Origin of the sequence: Mesorhizobium sp. M1342 (assembly GCF_040317955.1) — a bacterium.
In the GTDB taxonomy this organism is placed as follows: Bacteria; Pseudomonadota; Alphaproteobacteria; order Rhizobiales; family Rhizobiaceae; genus Mesorhizobium.
Genome location: NZ_JAMYLI010000053.1, coordinates 1 through 19,704, shown reverse-complemented (window position 1 = coordinate 19,704; position 19,704 = coordinate 1). Strand labels below are relative to the sequence as shown.

Below are 19,704 nucleotides of genomic sequence, written 5' to 3'. Positions count from 1 at the left end.
GGCCTCCAATCCAGCCAGCATCTTGAATCACAAACATCCGGCTTTGGGAATCCTACGATTCTCTCAAAATAGGAATCGCTCTAGCAATGTCGCGGCCGGATTGCCTGAAAGGCGCTCATAGCCGACACGCAGCGGGGATATGCCTTGCTCTGCGAACCAAATGTTCCAGGCCGCGTCATAGGTCTCGAGTTCCGTGACCTCTCGTTTGATCCGCTCGAAATCATATTGAGGCTCTTTCGGCGGCGCGACCCTTTCGATCTCGGTGCCGTCGGGAGCGATATGCCAAAGACCGGTCTGCTCTGCCTTGATCAGGGAGACAGCCTGCGCGAGCTTGTCCTCCCGCGAGAGGTGTATGTAGAGAACATTGCCGAATGCTCTTTCGAACCGCGCTCTGTCCGACGGCAGTTTCGGGAAAATCCGGTCGAGGATCGTCGAAAGCTCATCCAGATTTTCGCGCATCAAGCGAAGGCCGAAGAGGCCGGTTCCACCCTTGCCCGCAGCGATCGCCGCGTTGAGATAGGCGACATTGAAGTCGAGCTCACTCATCGTGTCGCGATCGGGCAGCTTCCACTCTTCAGCCCACTCCAGCACATCCTGCCGCCGATAGAATGAGTGCGGATCGCCAGTCGTCTTCGTGGATGCCAGAAGCTTGCACAGCAGCGTGCTTCCGGTCCTCGGCGTGCCGCAGATAATGTATCCATCGAACATGTTGAGACCCATGCTGCTCGTCAAAGACAGGGCCGCCGCCCAGTAAAGATGGCGGCCGCTATAGCTGAAATCTTTGCTGGATGCGACGTTCCGGCTGTCGCTTATAAATGCCTTTCTCAGACAGAACATCGCGCCGGCAGCGGCCAAATTACCGGTTGCGCACCACCACGCACGCCCCACCGACACTTTGCAATTTCTGGCAAATAACGTTGGCATCGGCGCGGCGGTCGACACCGATCCTGACCGCGTAGATGCCGCGCCGGCCGATCGGCGTGCGCACCCGGCTGACCACCGGATCATGCCCGTTGAGCAGGGCCGGGAACCGGCTCCTTACCCTGAGCCACTGGTTGATCGCGGCACTGCGGCGAAAATTGCCGGCCACCTGGATGCCCCATGGCTTTATGTTGATCGAAGCCATGGCCACCGTCCGCGACATGATCACCGGCAGTTTTCGGCAAGCGACGGCAAAATCCGTCTTTGCGTCGAGCGGCTCGACTTTTCCAGCATAGGCCCGGTCCGTGAACTTGTCGGCTGGTTCGCCCATGATGTCTAAGACATAGCTTTCGGTCTCCATTGGCAGGAACCCCCCGGAGCTGAGCCAGCGCGACACCCGGCTCTCGCCGGCATTGTAGGCGGCGGCGGCCAGGCCGAGATTGCCGTAGCCGGTTTTCATTTCGGCGAGATATCTAGCCGAAGCCGGAATCGCCTGGTTGATGTCGAAGGAATTGGCAAGCCCGCGCATCTTGGCGGTGCCCGGCATGAACTGGGCAATGCCTTCGGCGCCGACCGGACTGACGGCGTTGGGATCGAAACGGCTTTCCTTCCAGATCAGCCGGGCGAAGAAATCCCTGGACAGGCCGTTCTGGTCGGCATGCGCCTGGATCAGATTGCAGACTTTGTCGATCAGCCGCTGCTTAGCGGATTGCGGCGGATCGGCCTGCACAAGGGCCGACCAGGTCAGCCCGTACAGCAGGATCAGCGTCGCCCATAGGAAACGCTGCATTTGACTTACTCTGCCGCGGCCTTGCCGCCGCGACCGAACCGCTGTTCGATATAGTCGGCGACCATTTTCTCGAAATCCGCGGCGATCGACGGCCCGCGCAGCGTCGCCGCCTTCTTGCCGTCGACGAAGACAGGCGCGGTCGGCGTCTCGCCGGTGCCGGGCAGCGAAATGCCGATGTCGGCATGCTTGGACTCGCCCGGGCCGTTGACGATGCAACCCATCACCGCGACCTTGAGGTTCTCGACGCCGGGATATTTGTCGCGCCACACCGGCATATTCTTCCTGAGATCCGCCTGGATGTTCTGGGCAAGTTCCTGGAACACGGTCGAGGTCGTGCGGCCGCAGCCGGGGCAAGCGGCGACGATCGGCACGAACTGCCTGAACCCCATGGTCTGCAGCAATTCCTGCGACACCTGCACCTCGCGCGTGCGGTCGCCATTCGGCTCCGGTGTCAGCGAGATGCGGATGGTGTCGCCGATGCCTTGCTGGAGCAGGATGCCCATGGCGGCCGACGAAGCGACGATGCCCTTCGAGCCCATGCCGGCTTCGGTCAGGCCGAGATGCAGCGCGTGGTTGGAGCGGGTGGCGAGCTCGGTATAGACGGCGATCAGGTCCTGCACGCCGCTGACCTTGGCCGACAGGATGATTTTCTCGCGGCCAAGGCCGATCTCTTCCGCCATCTCGGCCGACAGGATCGCCGACTGCACGATCGCCTCGCGCATCACCTCCTGGGCCGTCAGCGGGAAACCCTTGTCCTGGTTGTCGTCCATCAGCCGGGTCAAAAGCTCCTGGTCGAGCGAGCCCCAGTTGACACCAATGCGTACCGGCTTGTCATGCTTGATCGCCATCTCGACGATATCGGCGAACTGGCGGTCCTTCTTGTCCTTGAAGCCGACATTGCCCGGATTGATGCGGTATTTGGCCAGCGCCTCGGCGCAGGCCGGATGATCGGCCAAAAGCTTGTGGCCGATATAGTGGAAATCGCCGACCAGCGGCACGTGGATACCCAGCCGCTGAAGCCGCTCATGAATGCGCGGCACGGCGGCGGCGCTCTCGTCGCGATCGACGGTGATGCGCACGATCTCCGACCCGGCCCGGTGCAGGGCTGCGACCTGCGCAACGGTCTGGTCGATATCGGCCGTGTCGGTGTTGGTCATCGATTGGACGACGACAGGCGCGCCGCCGCCGACGATCACGCCGCCGACATCGACGCCGACCGACGTACGGCGGGGAAAAGGAGAGGAAAAATATCCGGTCATGCCGGCAGCCTTTTGTCTCTGGAGCATCTTGTGTCCTGCATGGACGCACAACGACGCCCCGGGCCGATGCGCTGAGGTCCGGGCATGAGGTGGAGGAGCAAAGATGGCTTGTCAATGGCGACAGGTCGCCACTGGCCGGAATCGGTCCGCCACCAGAGGCCAGGAAACAATCGATGATCTGGCGAAACGGGCGACGGCCGAAGCGGAAATTGAGCCTGTGCAAGTCCAGCTTCGGCTGACAGACCGGTGCTGGAAATCAAAACCCTCCACACCGGCGGCGTGGTGCCGCCGGGAAAAGAGGCCGCGGATATTGGGCGGCTATGTCAGGAGGGTATCAATGCGTGGTCGGTTTGCCTCTTAGTTTTTCAATCTCGTCCTTGAGTGCCAGCTTGCGTCGCTTGAGATTCACGATTTCGAGGTCGTCGACCGATGGATGATTCATCGCGTCATCGATTTCACGTTCGATGTCGCCGTGTTTCCGCTGCAACTCATCAAGATGGGATGCAAGAGACATGATTGGTTCTCCCTTTCATGGTTTTCCTCGATTGCAACCGTCACGGCGCGTCCACCGCAGGTTCGCTTCTGTGACGGCACGGTGACAGTGTGTCACCTTCCGCGGGCGATGTCGAATGATCCGTGGTAGCATTCCACGACACTGTGAAATGTGATATGGGCTGCACGCCGGTGACAAAACACCCGGCCCCGCCCAATCAGGCCCAGCTTTGGGCGCCGCAGACGTGCAGACGGTAGAGAATGTCCGATCAGGAACAGGCCGATATTCGCCTCGAATTTTCCCGCCTGAAGCAGGAACACGCCGATTTCGATGCCGCCATCAACGCGATGATCGCCATGGCCTGCGATCCGCTGCAGATCCAGCGCATGAAGAAGAAGAAGCTGTTCCTCAAGGATCGGCTGATGGCACTGGAAGACAAGATCATTCCCGACATCATTGCGTGAGTTGGCATTCGCTCGCCCGCGCGCTACCCGGCGATCGAAAGCTTTGCGGCACGATCACGCAGCAGGCCGATGAGTTCGCCGGTCCGCTCCTCGGACGTATCGATGGGGACCACCAGGCACATCGTCGCCTCGACCTTGCCCGGCGCTGAAAACACCGGTGCGGCAAGGCACTTCGTATAGGCATCGACAAGGCCCGAAGTGACGCAATGGCCGGTGACCTGCGCTTTTGCGATGTCGGCGACGAAATCGTCAAGCCGCAGTTTGCGCCCGTCGGGCAGCACGAGATCGTCGTTTGACACCATGTCTTCGATCTCAGCCTTCTCCAGCCCCGCCAGAAGCAGCCGCCCCGAGGCTGTCCAGGGCAGCGGTATCTGCAAGCCGGTGGCGGAACTGATGCGGAACGGTCTGGTGCCGGGACTCGCATGGACGATCGTATAGCGGCCGCTCTGCAGCATGCACAGTTCGGAAGTCTCGCCGGTCTCGCGCGACAGATTGTCGACCTCCTGGCGCCCCCGCCTCAAAAGGTCGTTGCCCCGCACATAGTCCATTCCGTAGAGATAGAGCTTCTTGCCGAAATAGACGCGATTGCCGTCGCCTTCCATTTCCAGCAGTCCCGCATCGACCAGCGACCGCACCAGCGTATAGGTCGTCGAGCGGGGCGCGTTCACGCCCTTGGCAAGGTCGCCAATGCCGATCGCGCGCTGGGTCGTGTGAAGAAACTCCAGAATCTCGAGCACCCGGTTGAGCCCCTTTTCACGGGAGCCCGAAATCTTCTCGCCGGCTGAAAGTGCCGAGGTATTGCCATCTTGCATTGTTGATTCCCGGTGTTAGTATCTGTCCTGTACAGGATACATGCGTCTCTTGTAAGAGACAATCGCTTCGACGTCACTGACGCGTGTATTGCCTGTGCAAGGGGAACACAAACGAAAGGAGGTCGCCGTGAACGACACATCCGGAAGACGTGATTTTCTGAAATTGGGAATGGCGGGACTGGCCGCGGCCGGCGTCGTGGGTGCGGCGGTAACCGTCGATGCCCAAAAGGCCGCTGCCCAGGCAGCACCCGACAGCCTGCTGCGCACCGTGCTCGATCGCGGCAAGCTGATCGTCGGCACCGGCAGCACCAATGCGCCGTGGCACTTCGAGAACGATGCCGGCGAACTCGTCGGCATGGACATCACCATGGGGCGCATTCTTGCCAAGGGCCTTTTCGACGATCCGACCAAGGTCGAGTTCGTGATGCAGGATCCGGCACAGCGCATCCCCAACGTCACCACCAACAAGGTCGACATCACCATTCAGTTCATGACGATGAGCGCCCAGCGCTCGCAGCTGGTCAATTTTTCCCGGCCTTACTACGTCGAGGGCGTCGCCCTGCTGAGCCTTCCGACCGCCGAGAACAAGACCTTCGACAAGCTGCTTGCCGGCGGCTCGGCGACACGCGTCTCCATCCTGCAGAATGTCGATGCCGAGGCGCAGGTGCATTCGGTGCTGCCCGAGTGCCAGGTTATGCAGATCGATACCCAGGCCAACGTGCTGCAGGCACTGGAATCGAAACGCGTCGACGCCGCTGCCGTCGATCTGTCCACGGTGCGCTGGCTCGCCTCGCGCAATCCGGACAGATATTTCGACGCCGGCAAGAGCTGGCTGAGCATGCTTTATGGCGCGGCACTCCGGCAAGGCGACCTTGACTGGCTGACCTTCGTCAACTCGACCTTCACCATCGCCATGTTCGGCCACGAAAACGCACTCTACGATGCCGCCTTCAAGGACTTTTTCGGACAGGAGCCGCCGGCGCGCCATCCGGGCTTCCCAGCCATCTGCCCTGCCGGGGGGATGGGCGTATCCAGCGCCCTTCCGCCTCCCTAGAGCAATTCCAGGAAAAGTGTGAAACGGTTTTCCGCCCGGAATTGCGTCAAAACAAAGAGTTAGAGCGGGTCGCCGTTTCCGTGAAACGGTGAACTGCTCTAAGCCTGCGGCACTGAGGCGGACGCATGGGCTATGCCCTTAATTTCAACCTGATCTGGCGGCACTTCGACAAGCTGTGGGGAGGACTGCTGCTCAGTCTCGAGCTCGCCGTCATATCGATCGCCATCGGCACCGTCATCGGCCTGGTTCTGGCGGTCTGGTACGTGTCTGCCGGACGCATCGTGCGCACCATCATCGCCGCCTACGTCGAATTCATCCGCAACGTGCCGCTGATCCTGCTCGTCTACCTCGTCTTCTACGGCCTGCCGACAGTGGTCGACATCGCCTACAGCGCGCCGACCTCGTTCGTCGTCACGCTGTCGCTCTATAGCGGCGCCTATCTGGTCGAGGTGTTTCGCTCCGGGCTCGAAGCCGTTCCGCGCGGACAGCTGGACGCCGGCAAGGCAATCGGCCTGACGCCCTGGCAAAGGCTGCTCAACGTGCGCCTGCCGACCATGCTGCGCATCACCTTGCCGGCATTGTCCAACACCTTCATATCGCTGTTCAAGGACACCTCCGTCGCCTCGGTCATTTCGGTGCCGGAGCTGACCTATGGCGCCCAGTGGATCAACTTCAACACCTTCCGCATCGTCGAGGTCTATCTCGTGGTCACGGCGATGTATCTGGTGACCGGCTACATCTTGCTTTTTGCGCTTCGGCTTGTCGAGCGCCGGTTCAGGGCGGCGCGCTGACATGCTGACCCAGATCGCCTATGCCTTGCCTTTCCTCGCCCAGGGCTTTGCGCTGACACTGTGGGTATCCCTGCTGGTCGTGGTGTTTTCGCTGATTGCCGGCGTGATCATGGGCGTCGGTCTGGTCTATGGCCCGGTGCCGTTGCAATGGGCCGTGCGCATCTTCAGCGACACCATCCGCGGCGTCCCGATCCTGGTGCTCATCTTCTTTGTCTATTACGGACTGCCGGCCGTCGGGCTTCATCTGCCGTCGTTCTGGGCCGCCGTGCTGGCGCTGACCCTGTTCAAGACAGCCCAGGTCGTCGAATATTTCAGAGGTGCTGTCGGCTCCATTCCGAAAGGGCAGTCCGAGGCGGCGATGGCGATCGGACTCACCTTTCGCCAGCGGCTCGCCTACGTCATTTTCCCACAGGCGTTCAGGCGCTTCCTGCCGCCCTGGATCAACGGCGTCACCGATGCGGTCAAGGGCAGCGCACTGGTATCGCTGCTCGGCATCACCGACCTGATGCAGGCCATCAACCAGGTCATCGGCCGCACCTACGAGGCCATGCCGCTCTATATTCTCGGCGCGCTCATCTACTTCGCGGTCAACTATGCCCTTTCGCTCGCCAGCCGGCGGCTCGAGCGGCGTTTCTCCTTCATCCGGGAATAGCAATGTCCACAAGTCCGAAAAACACCCCGGCCCTTCTCGACGTCCTGGACGTTTCCAAAGCCTTTGGGACCGTCCAGGTCCTGCGTTCGGTCAGCCTGCAGGTGGCGAAGGGGGAGGTGGTGACGGTCATCGGCCCCTCCGGCAGCGGCAAAACCACGCTGCTGCGTTGCGTCAACTTTCTCGAAAGCTATGACAGTGGTTCGATTCGCATCGACGGCAAGGAGGTCGGCTTTCGCGAAGCCGGAACCCGCCAGCGTCGCAGCGAACGCGATCTCGCCGCGATGCGCGCCGAGACCGGCATGGTGTTCCAGAGCTTCAACCTCTTTCCGCACCTGACAGCCGCCGGCAACATCATGCTTGGCCTCACCAAGGTGCGCGGCAAGAGCAACGCCGAAGCGCGCACCATCGCCGAACACTGGCTCGGCCGGGTCGGTCTAGCCCACAAGGCCGACAGCCTGCCCGCCGAACTGTCCGGCGGCCAGCAGCAGCGCGTCGGCATTGCCCGCGCCGTGGCCATGGGGCCGAAGATCCTGCTTCTCGACGAGATAACATCCGCGCTCGACCCGGAACTGGTCGGCGAGGTGCTTGAGGTCGTGCGCAGCCTGGCCGAGGACGGCATGACGATGGTGATGGTCACGCACGAAATGGCCTTTGCCCGAGATGCCTCGAGCCGCATCATCTTCATGGCCGATGGCGGCGTCAGCGCGGCGGGTCCACCCGCCGAAATCCTGGCAGCCGACACCGACAATGAGCGCCTGCGCACCTTCCTGGCACGCTTCCGCGCCTCGCATTTCTAGAACGGGACAGCGAACGCTGTCGTAAGGAGCCTTCTTTCATGACGCCTTATATCCGGCTCGCCGCGTTGGGCCTGACGCTGCCCGAGCCGCCGACCCCGATCGCCAACTTCGTCACCCATGCCGAAAGCGGCCGGCTGATCTTCCTGTCCGGCCAGGGACCGCTGCGCACCGATGGCAAACTGTTCACCGGCAAGGTAGGAGACGATGTCACCGTCGAGCAGGCTTATGGCCATGCCCGCCTCACCGGCCTCAATCTGCTTGCCGTCATGCACGCAGCCACCGGCGACCTTGGCCGGATCGTGCGCGTCGTCAAGCTGCTCGGCTTCGTCAACGCCATACCGACCTTCAGCGACCACCCGAAAGTGGTCAATGGCTGTTCCGACCTGTTTGCCGATGTGTTCGACAATATCGGCGGCCATGCCCGCTCGGCGATCGGCGTCGGCTCCTTGCCTGGAAACATCACCGTTGAAATCGAGGCGGTTGTCGAGATCGCCGCCTGACCTTTAGAAGAATGGAATCCGAGAGATGAAAACCACTTCCACCGACGGCTCCAACACCACCATCCGCGAACGGCTCGGCCTTCGCCCGATCATCAATGTCTCCGGCACGATGACCGCGCTCGGCGCGTCGATCATTGTCCCCGAAGCGATCAGCGCCATGGCGGAAATGGCCTCGCAATGGGTGGAAATGGATGACCTGCAACGCGCCGCAAGCACGATCGTCGCGCGCCTGACCGGCGGCGAAACCGGTTTCATCACTGCCTGCTGCGCCAGCGGCATCACCATGGCGATCGCCGGTGCGATGACGGGGACCAATCTGCTCGCCATCGAGCGGCTGCCTGATAACACGGAAGGTCTCAAGTCGGAGGTCATCGTCCAGCTCGGCCACATCGTCAACTATGGTGCGCCGATCGACCAGTCGGTCCGGCTGGCGGGCGCCAGGGTCGTGCCGGCCGGCACGGTCAGCGTGACGCAGGACTATCATGTGCGCGACGCGATCAACGACCGCACGGCGGCGGGCCTCTATGTCGTTGCGCACCACACCGTGCAGTATGGCATGCTGTCGCTGGAGGAATTCTGCGAGATCTGCCACGCCAGGGGTGTCCCGGTGATCGTGGATGCGGCTTCAGAGTATGATCTGCGCGACTTCCTCGCGCGCGGCGCCGACATTGTCATCTACAGCGGCCACAAATTCCTGAGCGGGCCGACCAGCGGCATCGTCACCGGCCGCAAGGATCTGGTTCGCGCCGCTTATCTGCAGAACCGCGGCGTCGCCCGCGCCATGAAGGTCGGCAAGGAAAGCATCGCCGGCACCATGGCCGCACTGGAAGCCTGGGAAAAGCGCGACCATGCCGGCATCCGCCGCCGCGAAGACGCCGCGCTCAACCTGTGGAAGGACACGTTGCACGGGCTGCCGGGCGTCATCGCGCAGATCATCCCGGATCCGACCGCCAACCCTCTGGATCGGCTTCAGATTTTTGTACTGCCCGAAAGCCGGTTCACGGCGGCCGGTCTCACCTCGGCATTGGCGACGGGCTCGCCGCCGATTATCGTGCGCAACCACGAGGTGGAGCGCGGCCATTTCTTCCTCGACCCCTGCAATCTTCATCCCGGCGAGGCCGAGATCGTCGCCGAACGGCTGCGCGCCATATTGACCGCCAAGGACCGCCCGGCCGATGCGATGAAAGTCGCCCGCAAGGATTCGTCCGGCGTCTTACGCTGGCCAGATTGAACACCCGGCGAATCGCTACCTGAAATGCGTCGGCCGTAACCGGCACGCGCCATCATGCGCCTCCTGCCCTGACGGGCTCTCCAGGGCACCGGCCAGGAAACTGCCGGCTCCCTCTGCGCGCCTTGGCGGTTCCAGCTTGGCGGCTGCTTCACAACTTTTCAACAATAACTTTACAAATATCTATATTTATGTGAAGTCATGACGATGAAGGATCGCTCATGACAGCCAACCGTTTCGCCACGCGCCTGAATTCCTTTGCCTCGCGACCGCAGGCCGAGTGGCCCGATCTTACCGGCAAGCCGTCGCTGCTGCAGATGGCGGCGCGCGCCGCCAAGGTCGAGGGGCTTACCGATCTCGACCTCAACTTTCCTGACCACGTCGGTGAAAAGCCCACGGAAATCACCCTGAAACTGGGCGATCTCGGGCTTTCCATCAATGGCTTTGCCATGCGCTACTACTCCAACCCCGCCTTCAAGCTCGGCGCCTTCACCAATCCGGATCCGGCGGTGCGCCGCGAGGCCATCGACCTGACCAAGGCCGGCATCGATGCCGTGCGTGAGGCCGGCGCCAGCCTGATGACGCTGTGGCTCGGCCAAGATGGCTTCGACTACGCCTTCCAGGCCGACTATTCAACGCTTTGGCAACACGAAATTGATGGGATTCGTGAAGTTGCGACACATGATCCCGACTGTCAGATCAGCCTTGAATACAAACCGAACGAACCACGCTCTTACAGCCTGATGCCGGATGCGGCGACGACCTTGCTGGCGATCCGCGATGTGGGCCTGCCCAATCTCGGCGTCACGCTCGATTTCGCTCATGTGCTCTACGCCGACGAACAGCCGGCCTTTGCCGCGGCCCTGGTGGCGCGTCACAGCAAGCTGCTCGGCGTGCACCTGAACGACGGCTACGCCAAGCGCGACGACGGCCTGATGGTCGGCGCGGTGCACACGCTGCAGACCATCGAGCTGCTCAGGCAGATTCGCCGCGACGGTTACGCCGGCGCCATCTATTTCGACACGTTCCCCGATATGACCGGGCTCGATCCGGTGCGCGAGTGCGAAGTCAACATCGCCACCGTCAAGCGCATGCTGCGCGTCGTCGACCGGCTGGAGCAGGACAATCGCCTGTCCGCCGCCATGGACAGCCAGGACGCCGTGACGTCGCAGGCCATCATCCAGGAAATCATGCTCGGGCCGGATAGCTGAGGCATCCGCGCCATCACCGTTTTCAACCAGGGAGGAATACAATGAAACTTCTGCTTGCCACCGCTACCGCCGCATTGATGGCGCTCTCGATCGGCTCTGCCTTTTCCGCCGACCTCGCGCCACTCAATTCCGACACGGAAAAGGACCGCATCGACTGGTCGCAGGTCCAGGCCAAGTTCGGCGCGTTCCCCAAGCTGCCCGAAGGCACCAAGGCAGGCGCGGTCTCCAAGACGCTGACCAATGAATACTGGCGCTCGCTGGGCGAGGGCTACACGGCATTCGGCGCCAAGGTCGGCGTTCCCGTCGTCTATCAGGCAGCGCAGAGCGAGGGCGACCAGCTCGGCCAGCTCACCATCGCCGAAGGCCTGGTGACGCAGGGCTACAACGTGCTGCTCGTCTCGCCGCAGACGGATGCCAATCTGCAGCCGATCATGGAGCAGGCCAAGGCCGCCAACGTGCCGGTGGTCAACGTCAATGACGCCGTTATCCCGCAGGCCGAGCATTATGTCGGCAATGTCCAACGCGACAATGGCGTGCGCGTCGCCAAATGGTTCATCAAGAATCGTCCGGATGGCGGCAAGGTCGCCATCGTCGAAGGCCAGGCCGGCGTCTATGCCGCCGTGCAGCGCACAGACGGCTTCAAGTCGACCATCACCGAGGAAGGCAAGTTCGAGGTCGTCGCCAGCGTTCCCGGCAACTGGGATCGCCAGACCTCCTATGACGCGGCCACCAACATCCTGCAGCAGCACCCCGACCTGGTCGGCTTCTATGCCAACAATGACGGCATGGCGCTGGGCATCGTCGAGGCGGTCAAGGCCGCCGGCCTGCAGGACAAGGTTGCGGTCTTCGGCACCGACGGCATTTCCGACGCCTATGCCTCGATCCGCGCCGGCGAACTGACCGGCACGGTCGACAGCTTCCCGGTGCTGACCGGCGAAGTGGCGTTGGAAACAGCTCTGCGTCTCGTCGCGGGACAGAAGCTGCCGCGCGTCGTCGCCACGCCGCAGGCGCTGATCACCAAGGACAATGCCGATCGCTATTCCGGCGCTGGCGCGCGCAAGGCACTGCTCGAGGACGCGGCTGCGGGCCAATAAGGCTAATCGGCGGGTGCCGGCCAGAGCAATTCGCTGCCGGCCGGCACTCTTGCCCGGAGATAGAACCCGATGTCACCCCGGCTGCAATTCAAGGGCATTTCCAAGCTGTTTCCGGCCGTACGGGCGCTCCACGAGGTGTCACTCTCGGTCGGGGCCGGTGAAATCCACGGCCTGCTCGGCGAAAACGGCGCCGGCAAGTCGACGCTGCTGCGCGTCCTGTCTGGCGTCTACAGGCCGACAGCGGGAAGCATCCTCATCGACGGCAAGCCGGTTACACTCGCCAACCCGGTCGCCGCACGCGCTGCGGGCGTCGCCATGATCCATCAGGAATTGCAGCAGGTACCGCGCCTCAGCGTCGCCCAGAACATGTTCCTCGGCCATCCGCTGACGCGCGGCGGTATCTTCGTCGCCCGGCGCGAGCAAGAGCGCCGTGCTGCGGATGCTCTTGCGGCCATTGATCCCTCCATCGATCCGGCGGCACCCCTTGGTACCCTGAAGGTGGCGCAGCGGCAGATCGTCGAGATCGCTCGCGCGCTGCTCGATCGCGCCCGCATCGTCGCCATGGACGAGCCGACATCGAGCCTGACGCCGAGCGAATTCGAACGGCTCGCCGAAGTCATTACAGGTTTGGCGCGCGATGGCGTCGCCGTCGTCTATGTCTCGCACAAGCTGGATGAGGTGTTCGGCATCTGCCGGCGCGCCACCATCATGCGCGATGGCGTCGTCGTCGATTCCGTCGATCTGAAAGACCTGTCGGAGAAAGCGGTCGTGGCGATGATGGTCGGCCGCGAACTGGCGCGGGAACACCATAATTCCCATGCCACGAACAAGGTCATGCTGAGCGCGCGTGGCCTCTCTTCGGCGACGAAGGTGCGCAACGTGTCGTTCAATCTGCATTGCGGCGAGGTGCTGGGCATTGCCGGCCTGGTCGGTTCCGGCCGCACTGAACTTTTGCGGCTCTTGGCCGGCGCCGATCGCGCCACGGCCGGGACGATTGCAATCGACGGCAAGGCGGCGCGCTTCGCCAGCCCGCGCGATGCGATTGCCGCCGGCGTCGGACTGGTGCCGGAGGAGCGCAAACGCGAAGGCATCGTGCCGCTGCGCTCGATCACCTGCAATATGGCGCTCGCCTCGATGGCCGTGTTCGCGCCGCGCGGTCTCATCGATCACGCCAGGTTGAAACACGTGGCCGTCGAGAAGATGAGCCGTGTCAACCTGCGGCCGTTTCTGCTCGACCGGCCGATTCGCCTGTTCAGCGGCGGCAACCAGCAGAAGGCGATCATCAGCCGCTGGCTGGCGGCGGGAACCCGCATCCTCTTGTTCGACGAACCGACGCGCGGCATCGATGTCGGCGCCAAGGCGGAGATCTATCATCTGATCGAGGAACTCGCCGCCGAGGGCCATGCCGTGATCGTCGTCTCCTCCGAGCTCCCCGAAGTGATCCGGCTTGCCGACCGCGTGCTGGTCATGCGCGACGGCACGATCGCGGCCGAACTCCACAGAGACGATATCAGCGAACAGGCGATCGCGGCGCACGCCATCCCGCAAACGCAAACGCCGGCCGCGTAACAGGCAAGGCAGAGGTGACGGATATGTCGGATACCACTCTGGTGCGGCCACGCGCCGAATTCCTGCGCGGCGTTTCCATGCGCGACGCCGGCACGCTGATCGGCCTTGTCGTGATCCTGGCAGTATTCGGCGCGCTGGTGCCTGGCTTCTTCGCCGAGCGCAACCTGATCAACATCCTGCAGCAGTCGAGCATCAATGCCTGTCTGGCGCTGGGCATGACGCTTGTCATCATCTCCGGCGGCATCGACCTGTCGGTCGGGCCGACGGCAGCGCTCTCGGCCGTCATCTCGGCCTCTATGATGGTCGCCGGCGTGCCGTTTCCGCTGGCCATCGCCGCCGGCTTCGCCATTGGCCTTGCCTGCGGCCTCGTCAACGGCGTGCTCGTCGCCTATGTCGGGCTGCAGCCCTTCATCGTCACATTGGGGACGCTCAGCACCTACCGGGCGCTGGCACTGATCTACACCGGCGGCAATCCGGTTCTGGGCCTGCCCGCGGGGTTCCGCGCCATCTTCAACGGATCGCTGTTTGGACTGCCTCTGGCGGTCGTCATCGTCGCCTGCGTGGCTGTCGTCGCCTGGGTCGTTTTGAAGAAGACGCCCTTCGGCGAATATCTGCTTGCCGTCGGCGGCAACGAGGAGGCGGCCTACATCGCCGGCGTGCCGATTGCCCGCACCAAGATCGCCGCCTACATGATCTCAGGCCTGCTGGCAGCGCTTGCCGCGCAGATCCTGATCGGCCGGCTCGGCGCCGCCGAGCCCATCCTCGGCAATCTCTGGGAACTCGACGCCATCGCGGCTGCCGCCATCGGCGGCGCCTCGCTGATGGGCGGCAAGGGCAGCATCGTCGGCACCATCCTGGGCGCTATCATCCTCGGCGCCATGCGCAACGGTTTGACGCTGATGAACGTCCAGTCCTTCTATCAGCTTCTGGCAACTGGTCTTATAATCCTCGCCGCGATGCTTATCGATCGCGTGACGAGGGGGCGTGGATGACCTTGAGCGGGCTGGACCTGAAAGCGGTAGGACCACGCATCCGCATGATGATGCCGCATCTCACCCCGTTGGAGGCGAAGGTGGTGGAAACCGTCTTCGGCCGGCGCGGCTTCGACGAGAGCATTCCGCTGAAGCAGATCGCCGAAGAGTCCGGCGTGTCCGAGGCGATGGTGGTCAAGATCGCCAAGAAGCTAGGCTTTTCCGGCTATCGCGACTTCCGCACCGCCGTCTATGAATACAGTCGCCTGCCGACCGCCGAGATGCATCAGGAACTGTCGTCCGACGACAGTTCGGCCGAGATCGTGCAGAAGGTGTTCCGCACCTCCATCCAGGCGCTGGAGGAAACGCTGGCGATCCTCGATATCGAGGATTTCGACCGCGCCGCCGATCTTCTCTACCGTGCGAAGAGCCGGGATTTTTATGGCGTCGGCGGCTCGGCGCAGATTGCCCGCGATGTCTCGCACAAGTTTCTGCGCATCGGCATCCGCGCATCGGTCTATGACGATTCGCATATGATGCTGATGTCGGCCTCGCTGCTCGGCGGCGACGACATCGCCGTCGGCTTCTCGCATTCGGGCAACACGTCGGCCGTCATCGACGCCATCCAGCTGGCCCGCAAGAACGGTGCCCGCACGCTGGCCATCACCAACTACGACAACTCGCCGCTGGCTGCGGTCGCCGACATCGTGCTTTGCTCGACCGCGCAAGGCTCGCCGCTGATGGGCGAGAACGCAGCGGCGCGCATTGCCCAGCTCAACATCCTCGACGCGCTGTTCGTGGCGGTGGCGCAGCGCGATTATCAGGCGGCGGAGCGCAACCTCGGCCGCACCATGTCGGCGGTGACATCGAAACGAAAAGACCGGGGCTCATGACGACATCGCCGCTGGTCACCGTGTTCGGCAGCTTGCACTACGACATCATGGTCGACGCGCCCGACCGCCCACGCAAGGGCGAGACGGTGACCGGCCATGCTTGGCACCCGAAATGCGGCGGCAAGGGCGGCAACCAGGCTGTCTCGGCGGCGCGGGCCGGCGTGCGCGCGGCGATGATCGGCGCCGTCGGCGACGATGATTTCGGGCGGGCGTTGCTGGCCAATCTCGATCGCGCGCTGGTCGACCACCGCTTCGTGCGGGTGGCCGCTGGCGCCAGCTCCGGCATGAGCGTGGCGATCTTCGACGCGGGCGGCGACTATGGCGCGGTGATCGTCTCAGGCAGCAATCTGACACTGGGCCATGCCGACATTGCCTCTGCTTCCGATGTGATGGCCCAAACGGCAGTGCTTTTGTTACAGAACGAAGTGCCGGAAGCCGGCAACATTGCCGCCGCACGCGCCGTCAAAGCACAGGGCGGCCGCGTCGTGCTCAACGCGGCCCCCGCGCGCAAACTCTCCGACGAGTTGATCGCCCTGGTCGACATATTGGTGGTCAACGCAATCGAGGCGGAATTCCTGGCTGGCACAGCAGTGGTGGAGACGCAGGACGGGGCCGCGCAAGCCGCACGATTGCTGGCCGATCTTTATCCGGTGGCGATTGTCACGGCGGGCGGCGAGGGCGTCGCCTCCTGCGACCAGACCGGCGAGGCCTTTGCGCTGCTGGCCGTCCCGGTCAAGGTCGCCAGCACGCATGGCGCCGGCGATGAATTCGTTGGCGCGCTGGCCGCGGGACTTGCCCGAGGAGAGACCATGCACGCGGCGGTCACCGCTGCCAACGCGGCTTCGGCGTTGCTGGTCTCGACGCCAGAGGCCGAGCGCGACGGCATCTGAACGGCTGGTTTCGTCTTGCCGGACCGAAGCGGCGGCCGCCTATCCTTGCGGCCTCGCGCGAATTCCGCTAAGGCGCGCCTTTGTCGCCGGGGAACACGGACTTGGACGATCAACGCGCCGACGTCGCCATCATCATGGGCAGCCAGTCCGACTGGGCGACGATGCGTCATGCCGCCGAAACGCTGGAAGCACTAGGCATCCCGCACAAGCGGCTGATCATTTCCGCGCATCGCACACCGGACCGGCTCTATGATTTCGCCAAAGGCGCCAAGGCGGCCGGTTACAAGGTGATCATCGCCGGCGCCGGCGGTGCGGCGCACCTGCCCGGCATGACGGCGGCGATGACGCCGCTGCCGGTGTTCGGTGTGCCGGTGGAATCGAAAGCGCTTTCCGGGCAGGATTCGCTGCTGTCCATTGTCCAGATGCCGGCCGGCATTCCCGTGGGCACGCTGGCCATCGGCAAGGCCGGCGCCGCCAACGCAGCCCTTCTGGCCGCTGCCGTGCTGGCCCTGAACGATGATAGCCTTGCCGTCCGTCTGGATGCCTGGCGCGCCGCGCAGACCGCTAAGGTCGCGGCAGAACCGACGGATACGCCGTGAGCCTGCCCGCCGGATCGACCATCGGCATCATTGGCGGCGGCCAACTCGGCCGCATGCTGGCTGTTGCCGCCGCCCGCCTCGGCTACCGCACCGTGGTGCTGGAGCCGCAAGCGGATTGCCCCGCGGCACAGGTCGCCAACCGGCAAATAACAGCTGCCTATGACGACTCGGCCGCCCTTGCCGAACTGACAGCGTCGAGTTCCGTCATCACCTACGAGTTCGAGAACGTCCCGGTCGCGGCCGCCAGCGCTCTGGCCGCCAAGGTTCCGGTCTATCCGCCGGCGCGTGCGCTGGAAGTGGCGCAGGACCGGGTGGACGAAAAAACATTCCTCAACGGCATCGGCATTGCCACCGCGAATTTCCACGCCGTCGACAATGATGACGAGCTGACGGCGGCGCTGAAAGCGTTCGACGGCAGCGGCATCCTGAAGACTCGGCGCATGGGCTATGACGGCAAGGGCCAGCGCGTCTTCAGCAACATGGAAGCCGGCGGTCTTGCCGGCACCTGCGAGGCGATGGGCAATGTGCCGCTGATCCTGGAGTCCTTCGTGCCGTTCGAGCGCGAGATCTCGGTGATCGCGGCGCGTGGGCTGGACGGTGCGGTCGTCGCCTACGATCCGGCCGAGAATGTCCACCGCAATGGCATTCTCCATACGTCGACCTTGCCGGCCGGCGTAAGGCCCGAAACCGCGACAGCAGCCCGAATGGCGGCATCGACGATATTGTCGGCGCTGAACTATGTCGGTGTCATCGGCGTCGAGTTCTTCGTGCTGGCGGACGGCTCGCTGCTGGCCAACGAGATCGCGCCGCGCGTGCACAATTCCGGCCATTGGACGGAAGCCGCCTGTATCGTTTCGCAGTTCGAGCAGCATATCCGCGCCATCGCCGGCCTGCCGCTCGGCAGCCCGGACCGCCACTCCGACTGCGTGATGGAGAACCTGATCGGCGACGATGTGCTGCGCGTCCCTGAGCTTCTCGCCGAGCCCGATCTGATGCTGCATCTCTACGGCAAGGCCGAAGCGCGGCCCGGCCGCAAGATGGGCCACTTCACTCGGATCAGCCGTCGCGCCTCATAAGGTTGCCTACTGCACGTCGTCGCTCTCGTCCTCGCCTGGATTGGCGCAACTCACATCGCCTTCCTCGCAATTGGCCGCGGCAGCGAGCTGCTTGACGCGATCATTGGTCAATCTGGTCAGGCATTGCGAGACTTCCATCGAATGGATCGATCCGCCTTCGCTGGCGGCAGTGGAATGCGCGCACTCGGCATCGCGAAAAGTGATCCAGGCGCGTTGCGCCACCTGCAGCAATCTCTTGCCGTCGGCACCATCCGAGCTGGTGAGGTTTTGATAGGCCTTGTTGAGCCTAGCGTCGGCGGCCTGATAGTCTTCGCCGGCACAGATGTTCATCATCTGCTGGCTATCATCGCTGCGGTCGCATTCCTGCGCGCGCGCAACCGAAGCTGCCGCCAGCAGGACAAGGCAGGCGGACAGGAACATTCGGCGCATGGTTCTCTCCAAATCACTTCACGGCGACCGCATCATCCCAGCCGGCCCAGGGCCGCGCAATGCGCCAGGCCGATATGGCGGATAATTGATGACAGGGATGATTCACAGCCGCAATGGAGCACGCTTGCGGTTGACAGGGACAAGGCTCCTCGTTTATGAGCCACCCACAGTTCAAAGGCGCGTCTTCTGGCGCGCCTTAAAATTTCGACCCGGACCGGGTCCACACCGACAGGCAAGACCATGAAGATCAAGAATTCGCTCAAGGCGCTGAAGGCGCGTCACCGCGACAACCAGCTGGTTCGCCGCAAGGGCCGCGTCTACATCATCAACAAGACCGCCCCGCGCTACAAGGCACGCCAGGGCTGAGCTTTCGGGCAGGAGGCTGTTGCCTCCGCCCATTTGATGCTTGTTGCCGCCTGCCGGCCTTTCACGCCAAATTCAGTTTGACGTTCCGCCGCCCGGGACTAGAGTCCGGTGATGCGGATTCTTTTTGCATTTTTGACATCTCTGCTTGTTTCCGGCGCCATTTATGGCCCGGCATGGGCGGATGATGCTGTCGCGCCGCCGGCCACTCAGGACGCCCCGCCCGCCGCAACGACGAAACAAGCCCGCCTCGACCAGTTGTTCAGCGATCTGAAACGCGAGCGCAACGAAAAGGCGGCCGAGCGCATCGCCGGCAACATCTGGGGCGAGTGGTCGCAATCCGGCAGCGCCTCGATCGACCTGATGATGCAATGGTCGCAAAAAGCCGTCGAAAGCCAGAAATTCGACGTCGCGCTCGATTTCCTCGACCAAGTGGTGACTTTGCAGCCGACCTATGCCGAAGGCTGGAACCGGCGTGCCACCGTGCATTTCATGATGAAGAACTACGGCAAGTCGATGTCCGACATCGACCATACGCTGCAGCTCGAGCCGCGCCATTTCGGTGCGCTGTCCGGCCTGGCGCAGATCATGGCGTTGACCGGCCACAAGCAATCGGCGCTCGAGGCCTGGCAAAAGGTGCTGGCCATCTATCCGATGATGCGCAGCGCCCAGGACCAGGTCGGCACGATTTCGGAGGAACTTGCCGGTGAAGGCATTTGATCTAGGGGAGTAGGGGAATAAGGCAGTAGGGGCAGATTGTACCTGCGGAACACACACCCTACTCCCCTACTCCCCTACTCCCCTACTCCCCTACTCCCCTACTCCCCTACTCCCCTACTCCCCTACTC

23 protein-coding genes are annotated in these 19,704 nt (G+C 63.2%); 17 read left to right on the top strand and 6 right to left on the bottom strand.

Going from position 1 to position 19,704, the window contains the following annotated elements; translation table 11 throughout:
- Positions 1-63: 63 nt before the first annotated feature.
- From NKH06_RS31530 to NKH06_RS31515, 4 genes are all read right to left on the bottom strand, one after another.
- Positions 64-855, bottom strand: coding sequence for a Stf0 family sulfotransferase (locus NKH06_RS31530; protein WP_352895071.1), 792 nt, complete (start codon positions 853-855; stop codon positions 64-66).
- Between the two features lies 1 nt (position 856).
- Positions 857-1,711, bottom strand: coding sequence for a lytic transglycosylase domain-containing protein (locus tag NKH06_RS31525; RefSeq protein WP_023810941.1), 855 nt, complete (start codon positions 1,709-1,711; stop codon positions 857-859).
- Positions 1,712-1,716: 5 nt separating this feature from the next.
- Positions 1,717-2,970, bottom strand: a complete 1,254-nt coding sequence (gene ispG / locus NKH06_RS31520) for a flavodoxin-dependent (E)-4-hydroxy-3-methylbut-2-enyl-diphosphate synthase (protein ID WP_023810940.1) — start codon at positions 2,968-2,970, stop codon at positions 1,717-1,719.
- A 334-nt stretch (positions 2,971-3,304) separates the two neighbouring features.
- Positions 3,305-3,484 carry a YdcH family protein gene (locus tag NKH06_RS31515; RefSeq protein WP_013529217.1) on the bottom strand — a complete coding sequence of 60 codons (180 nt, stop codon included), beginning with the start codon at positions 3,482-3,484 and terminating at the stop codon, positions 3,305-3,307.
- Between the two features lie 239 nt (positions 3,485-3,723).
- Here NKH06_RS31515 and NKH06_RS31510 point away from each other — a divergent pair, with 239 nt between their 5' ends.
- Complete coding sequence (locus tag NKH06_RS31510; RefSeq protein ID WP_013529216.1) at positions 3,724-3,927, top strand: YdcH family protein; 204 nt, start codon at positions 3,724-3,726, stop codon at positions 3,925-3,927.
- 23 nt (positions 3,928-3,950) lie between these two features.
- Here the strand turns inward: NKH06_RS31510 and NKH06_RS31505 are convergent, their stop codons facing one another.
- Positions 3,951-4,739: an IclR family transcriptional regulator gene (locus NKH06_RS31505; protein WP_352442017.1), complete on the bottom strand. Its 789-nt coding sequence runs from the start codon at positions 4,737-4,739 to the stop codon at positions 3,951-3,953.
- Between the two features lie 127 nt (positions 4,740-4,866).
- Between NKH06_RS31505 and NKH06_RS31500 the strand changes: the two genes are divergently transcribed.
- The 14 genes from NKH06_RS31500 (at position 4,867) to NKH06_RS31435 (ending at position 18,064) form a co-directional block, all read left to right on the top strand.
- Positions 4,867-5,793, top strand: a complete 927-nt coding sequence (locus tag NKH06_RS31500; RefSeq protein ID WP_352895069.1) for a transporter substrate-binding protein — start codon at positions 4,867-4,869, stop codon at positions 5,791-5,793.
- Between the two features lie 125 nt (positions 5,794-5,918).
- Positions 5,919-6,584, top strand: coding sequence for an amino acid ABC transporter permease (locus tag NKH06_RS31495; RefSeq protein WP_023810937.1), 666 nt, complete (start codon positions 5,919-5,921; stop codon positions 6,582-6,584).
- 1 nt (position 6,585) lies between these two features.
- Positions 6,586-7,236 carry an amino acid ABC transporter permease gene (locus NKH06_RS31490; protein WP_352442015.1) on the top strand — a complete coding sequence of 217 codons (651 nt, stop codon included), beginning with the start codon at positions 6,586-6,588 and terminating at the stop codon, positions 7,234-7,236.
- Between the two features lie 2 nt (positions 7,237-7,238).
- On the top strand, positions 7,239-8,033 hold the full coding sequence (locus tag NKH06_RS31485) for an amino acid ABC transporter ATP-binding protein (RefSeq protein WP_023810935.1): 795 nt from the start codon (positions 7,239-7,241) through the stop codon (positions 8,031-8,033).
- A 38-nt stretch (positions 8,034-8,071) separates the two neighbouring features.
- The gene (locus NKH06_RS31480; protein WP_128305969.1) at positions 8,072-8,533 is read left to right on the top strand and encodes a RidA family protein; all 462 of its coding nucleotides are present in this window, start codon (positions 8,072-8,074) and stop codon (positions 8,531-8,533) included.
- Positions 8,534-8,558: 25 nt separating this feature from the next.
- Positions 8,559-9,764 (top strand): aminotransferase class V-fold PLP-dependent enzyme, encoded by a 1,206-nt coding sequence (locus NKH06_RS31475; protein ID WP_128305970.1) that lies wholly within the window; start codon positions 8,559-8,561, stop codon positions 9,762-9,764.
- 218 nt (positions 9,765-9,982) lie between these two features.
- A complete protein-coding gene (locus NKH06_RS31470) occupies positions 9,983-10,972 on the top strand; it encodes a TIM barrel protein (protein WP_352442014.1) in 990 nt (329 codons plus the stop codon).
- 41 nt (positions 10,973-11,013) lie between these two features.
- The gene (locus NKH06_RS31465) at positions 11,014-12,066 is read left to right on the top strand and encodes a sugar ABC transporter substrate-binding protein (RefSeq protein ID WP_352895066.1); all 1,053 of its coding nucleotides are present in this window, start codon (positions 11,014-11,016) and stop codon (positions 12,064-12,066) included.
- A gap of 69 nt (positions 12,067-12,135) precedes the next feature.
- On the top strand, positions 12,136-13,635 hold the full coding sequence (locus NKH06_RS31460) for a sugar ABC transporter ATP-binding protein (protein WP_352722452.1): 1,500 nt from the start codon (positions 12,136-12,138) through the stop codon (positions 13,633-13,635).
- A 23-nt stretch (positions 13,636-13,658) separates the two neighbouring features.
- Positions 13,659-14,627, top strand: coding sequence for an ABC transporter permease (locus tag NKH06_RS31455; RefSeq protein WP_128305974.1), 969 nt, complete (start codon positions 13,659-13,661; stop codon positions 14,625-14,627).
- Positions 14,624-15,499, top strand: a complete 876-nt coding sequence (locus NKH06_RS31450) for a MurR/RpiR family transcriptional regulator (protein WP_127296870.1) — start codon at positions 14,624-14,626, stop codon at positions 15,497-15,499. The genes NKH06_RS31455 and NKH06_RS31450 overlap by 4 nt, the downstream gene beginning before the upstream one ends.
- Positions 15,496-16,389 carry a ribokinase gene (locus tag NKH06_RS31445; RefSeq protein ID WP_023810927.1) on the top strand — a complete coding sequence of 298 codons (894 nt, stop codon included), beginning with the start codon at positions 15,496-15,498 and terminating at the stop codon, positions 16,387-16,389. Before NKH06_RS31450 ends, NKH06_RS31445 begins: the two co-directional genes overlap by 4 nt.
- Positions 16,390-16,490: 101 nt before the next feature.
- A complete protein-coding gene (gene purE, locus NKH06_RS31440; protein ID WP_023810926.1) occupies positions 16,491-16,988 on the top strand; it encodes a 5-(carboxyamino)imidazole ribonucleotide mutase in 498 nt (165 codons plus the stop codon).
- Positions 16,985-18,064: a 5-(carboxyamino)imidazole ribonucleotide synthase gene (locus NKH06_RS31435; protein ID WP_352772865.1), complete on the top strand. Its 1,080-nt coding sequence runs from the start codon at positions 16,985-16,987 to the stop codon at positions 18,062-18,064. Before purE ends, NKH06_RS31435 begins: the two co-directional genes overlap by 4 nt.
- Before the next feature lie 6 nt (positions 18,065-18,070).
- Here the strand turns inward: NKH06_RS31435 and NKH06_RS31430 are convergent, their stop codons facing one another.
- The gene (locus NKH06_RS31430; protein WP_352895062.1) at positions 18,071-18,493 is read right to left on the bottom strand and encodes a lysozyme inhibitor LprI family protein; all 423 of its coding nucleotides are present in this window, start codon (positions 18,491-18,493) and stop codon (positions 18,071-18,073) included.
- A gap of 240 nt (positions 18,494-18,733) precedes the next feature.
- On the opposite strand from NKH06_RS31430, the gene ykgO reads away from it, so the two are divergent.
- Positions 18,734-18,859, top strand: a complete 126-nt coding sequence (gene ykgO / locus NKH06_RS31425; RefSeq protein WP_006327841.1) for a type B 50S ribosomal protein L36 — start codon at positions 18,734-18,736, stop codon at positions 18,857-18,859.
- Between the two features lie 111 nt (positions 18,860-18,970).
- Positions 18,971-19,576 carry a tetratricopeptide repeat protein gene (locus tag NKH06_RS31420; protein WP_352677372.1) on the top strand — a complete coding sequence of 202 codons (606 nt, stop codon included), beginning with the start codon at positions 18,971-18,973 and terminating at the stop codon, positions 19,574-19,576.
- Positions 19,577-19,704: the final 128 nt, after the last annotated feature.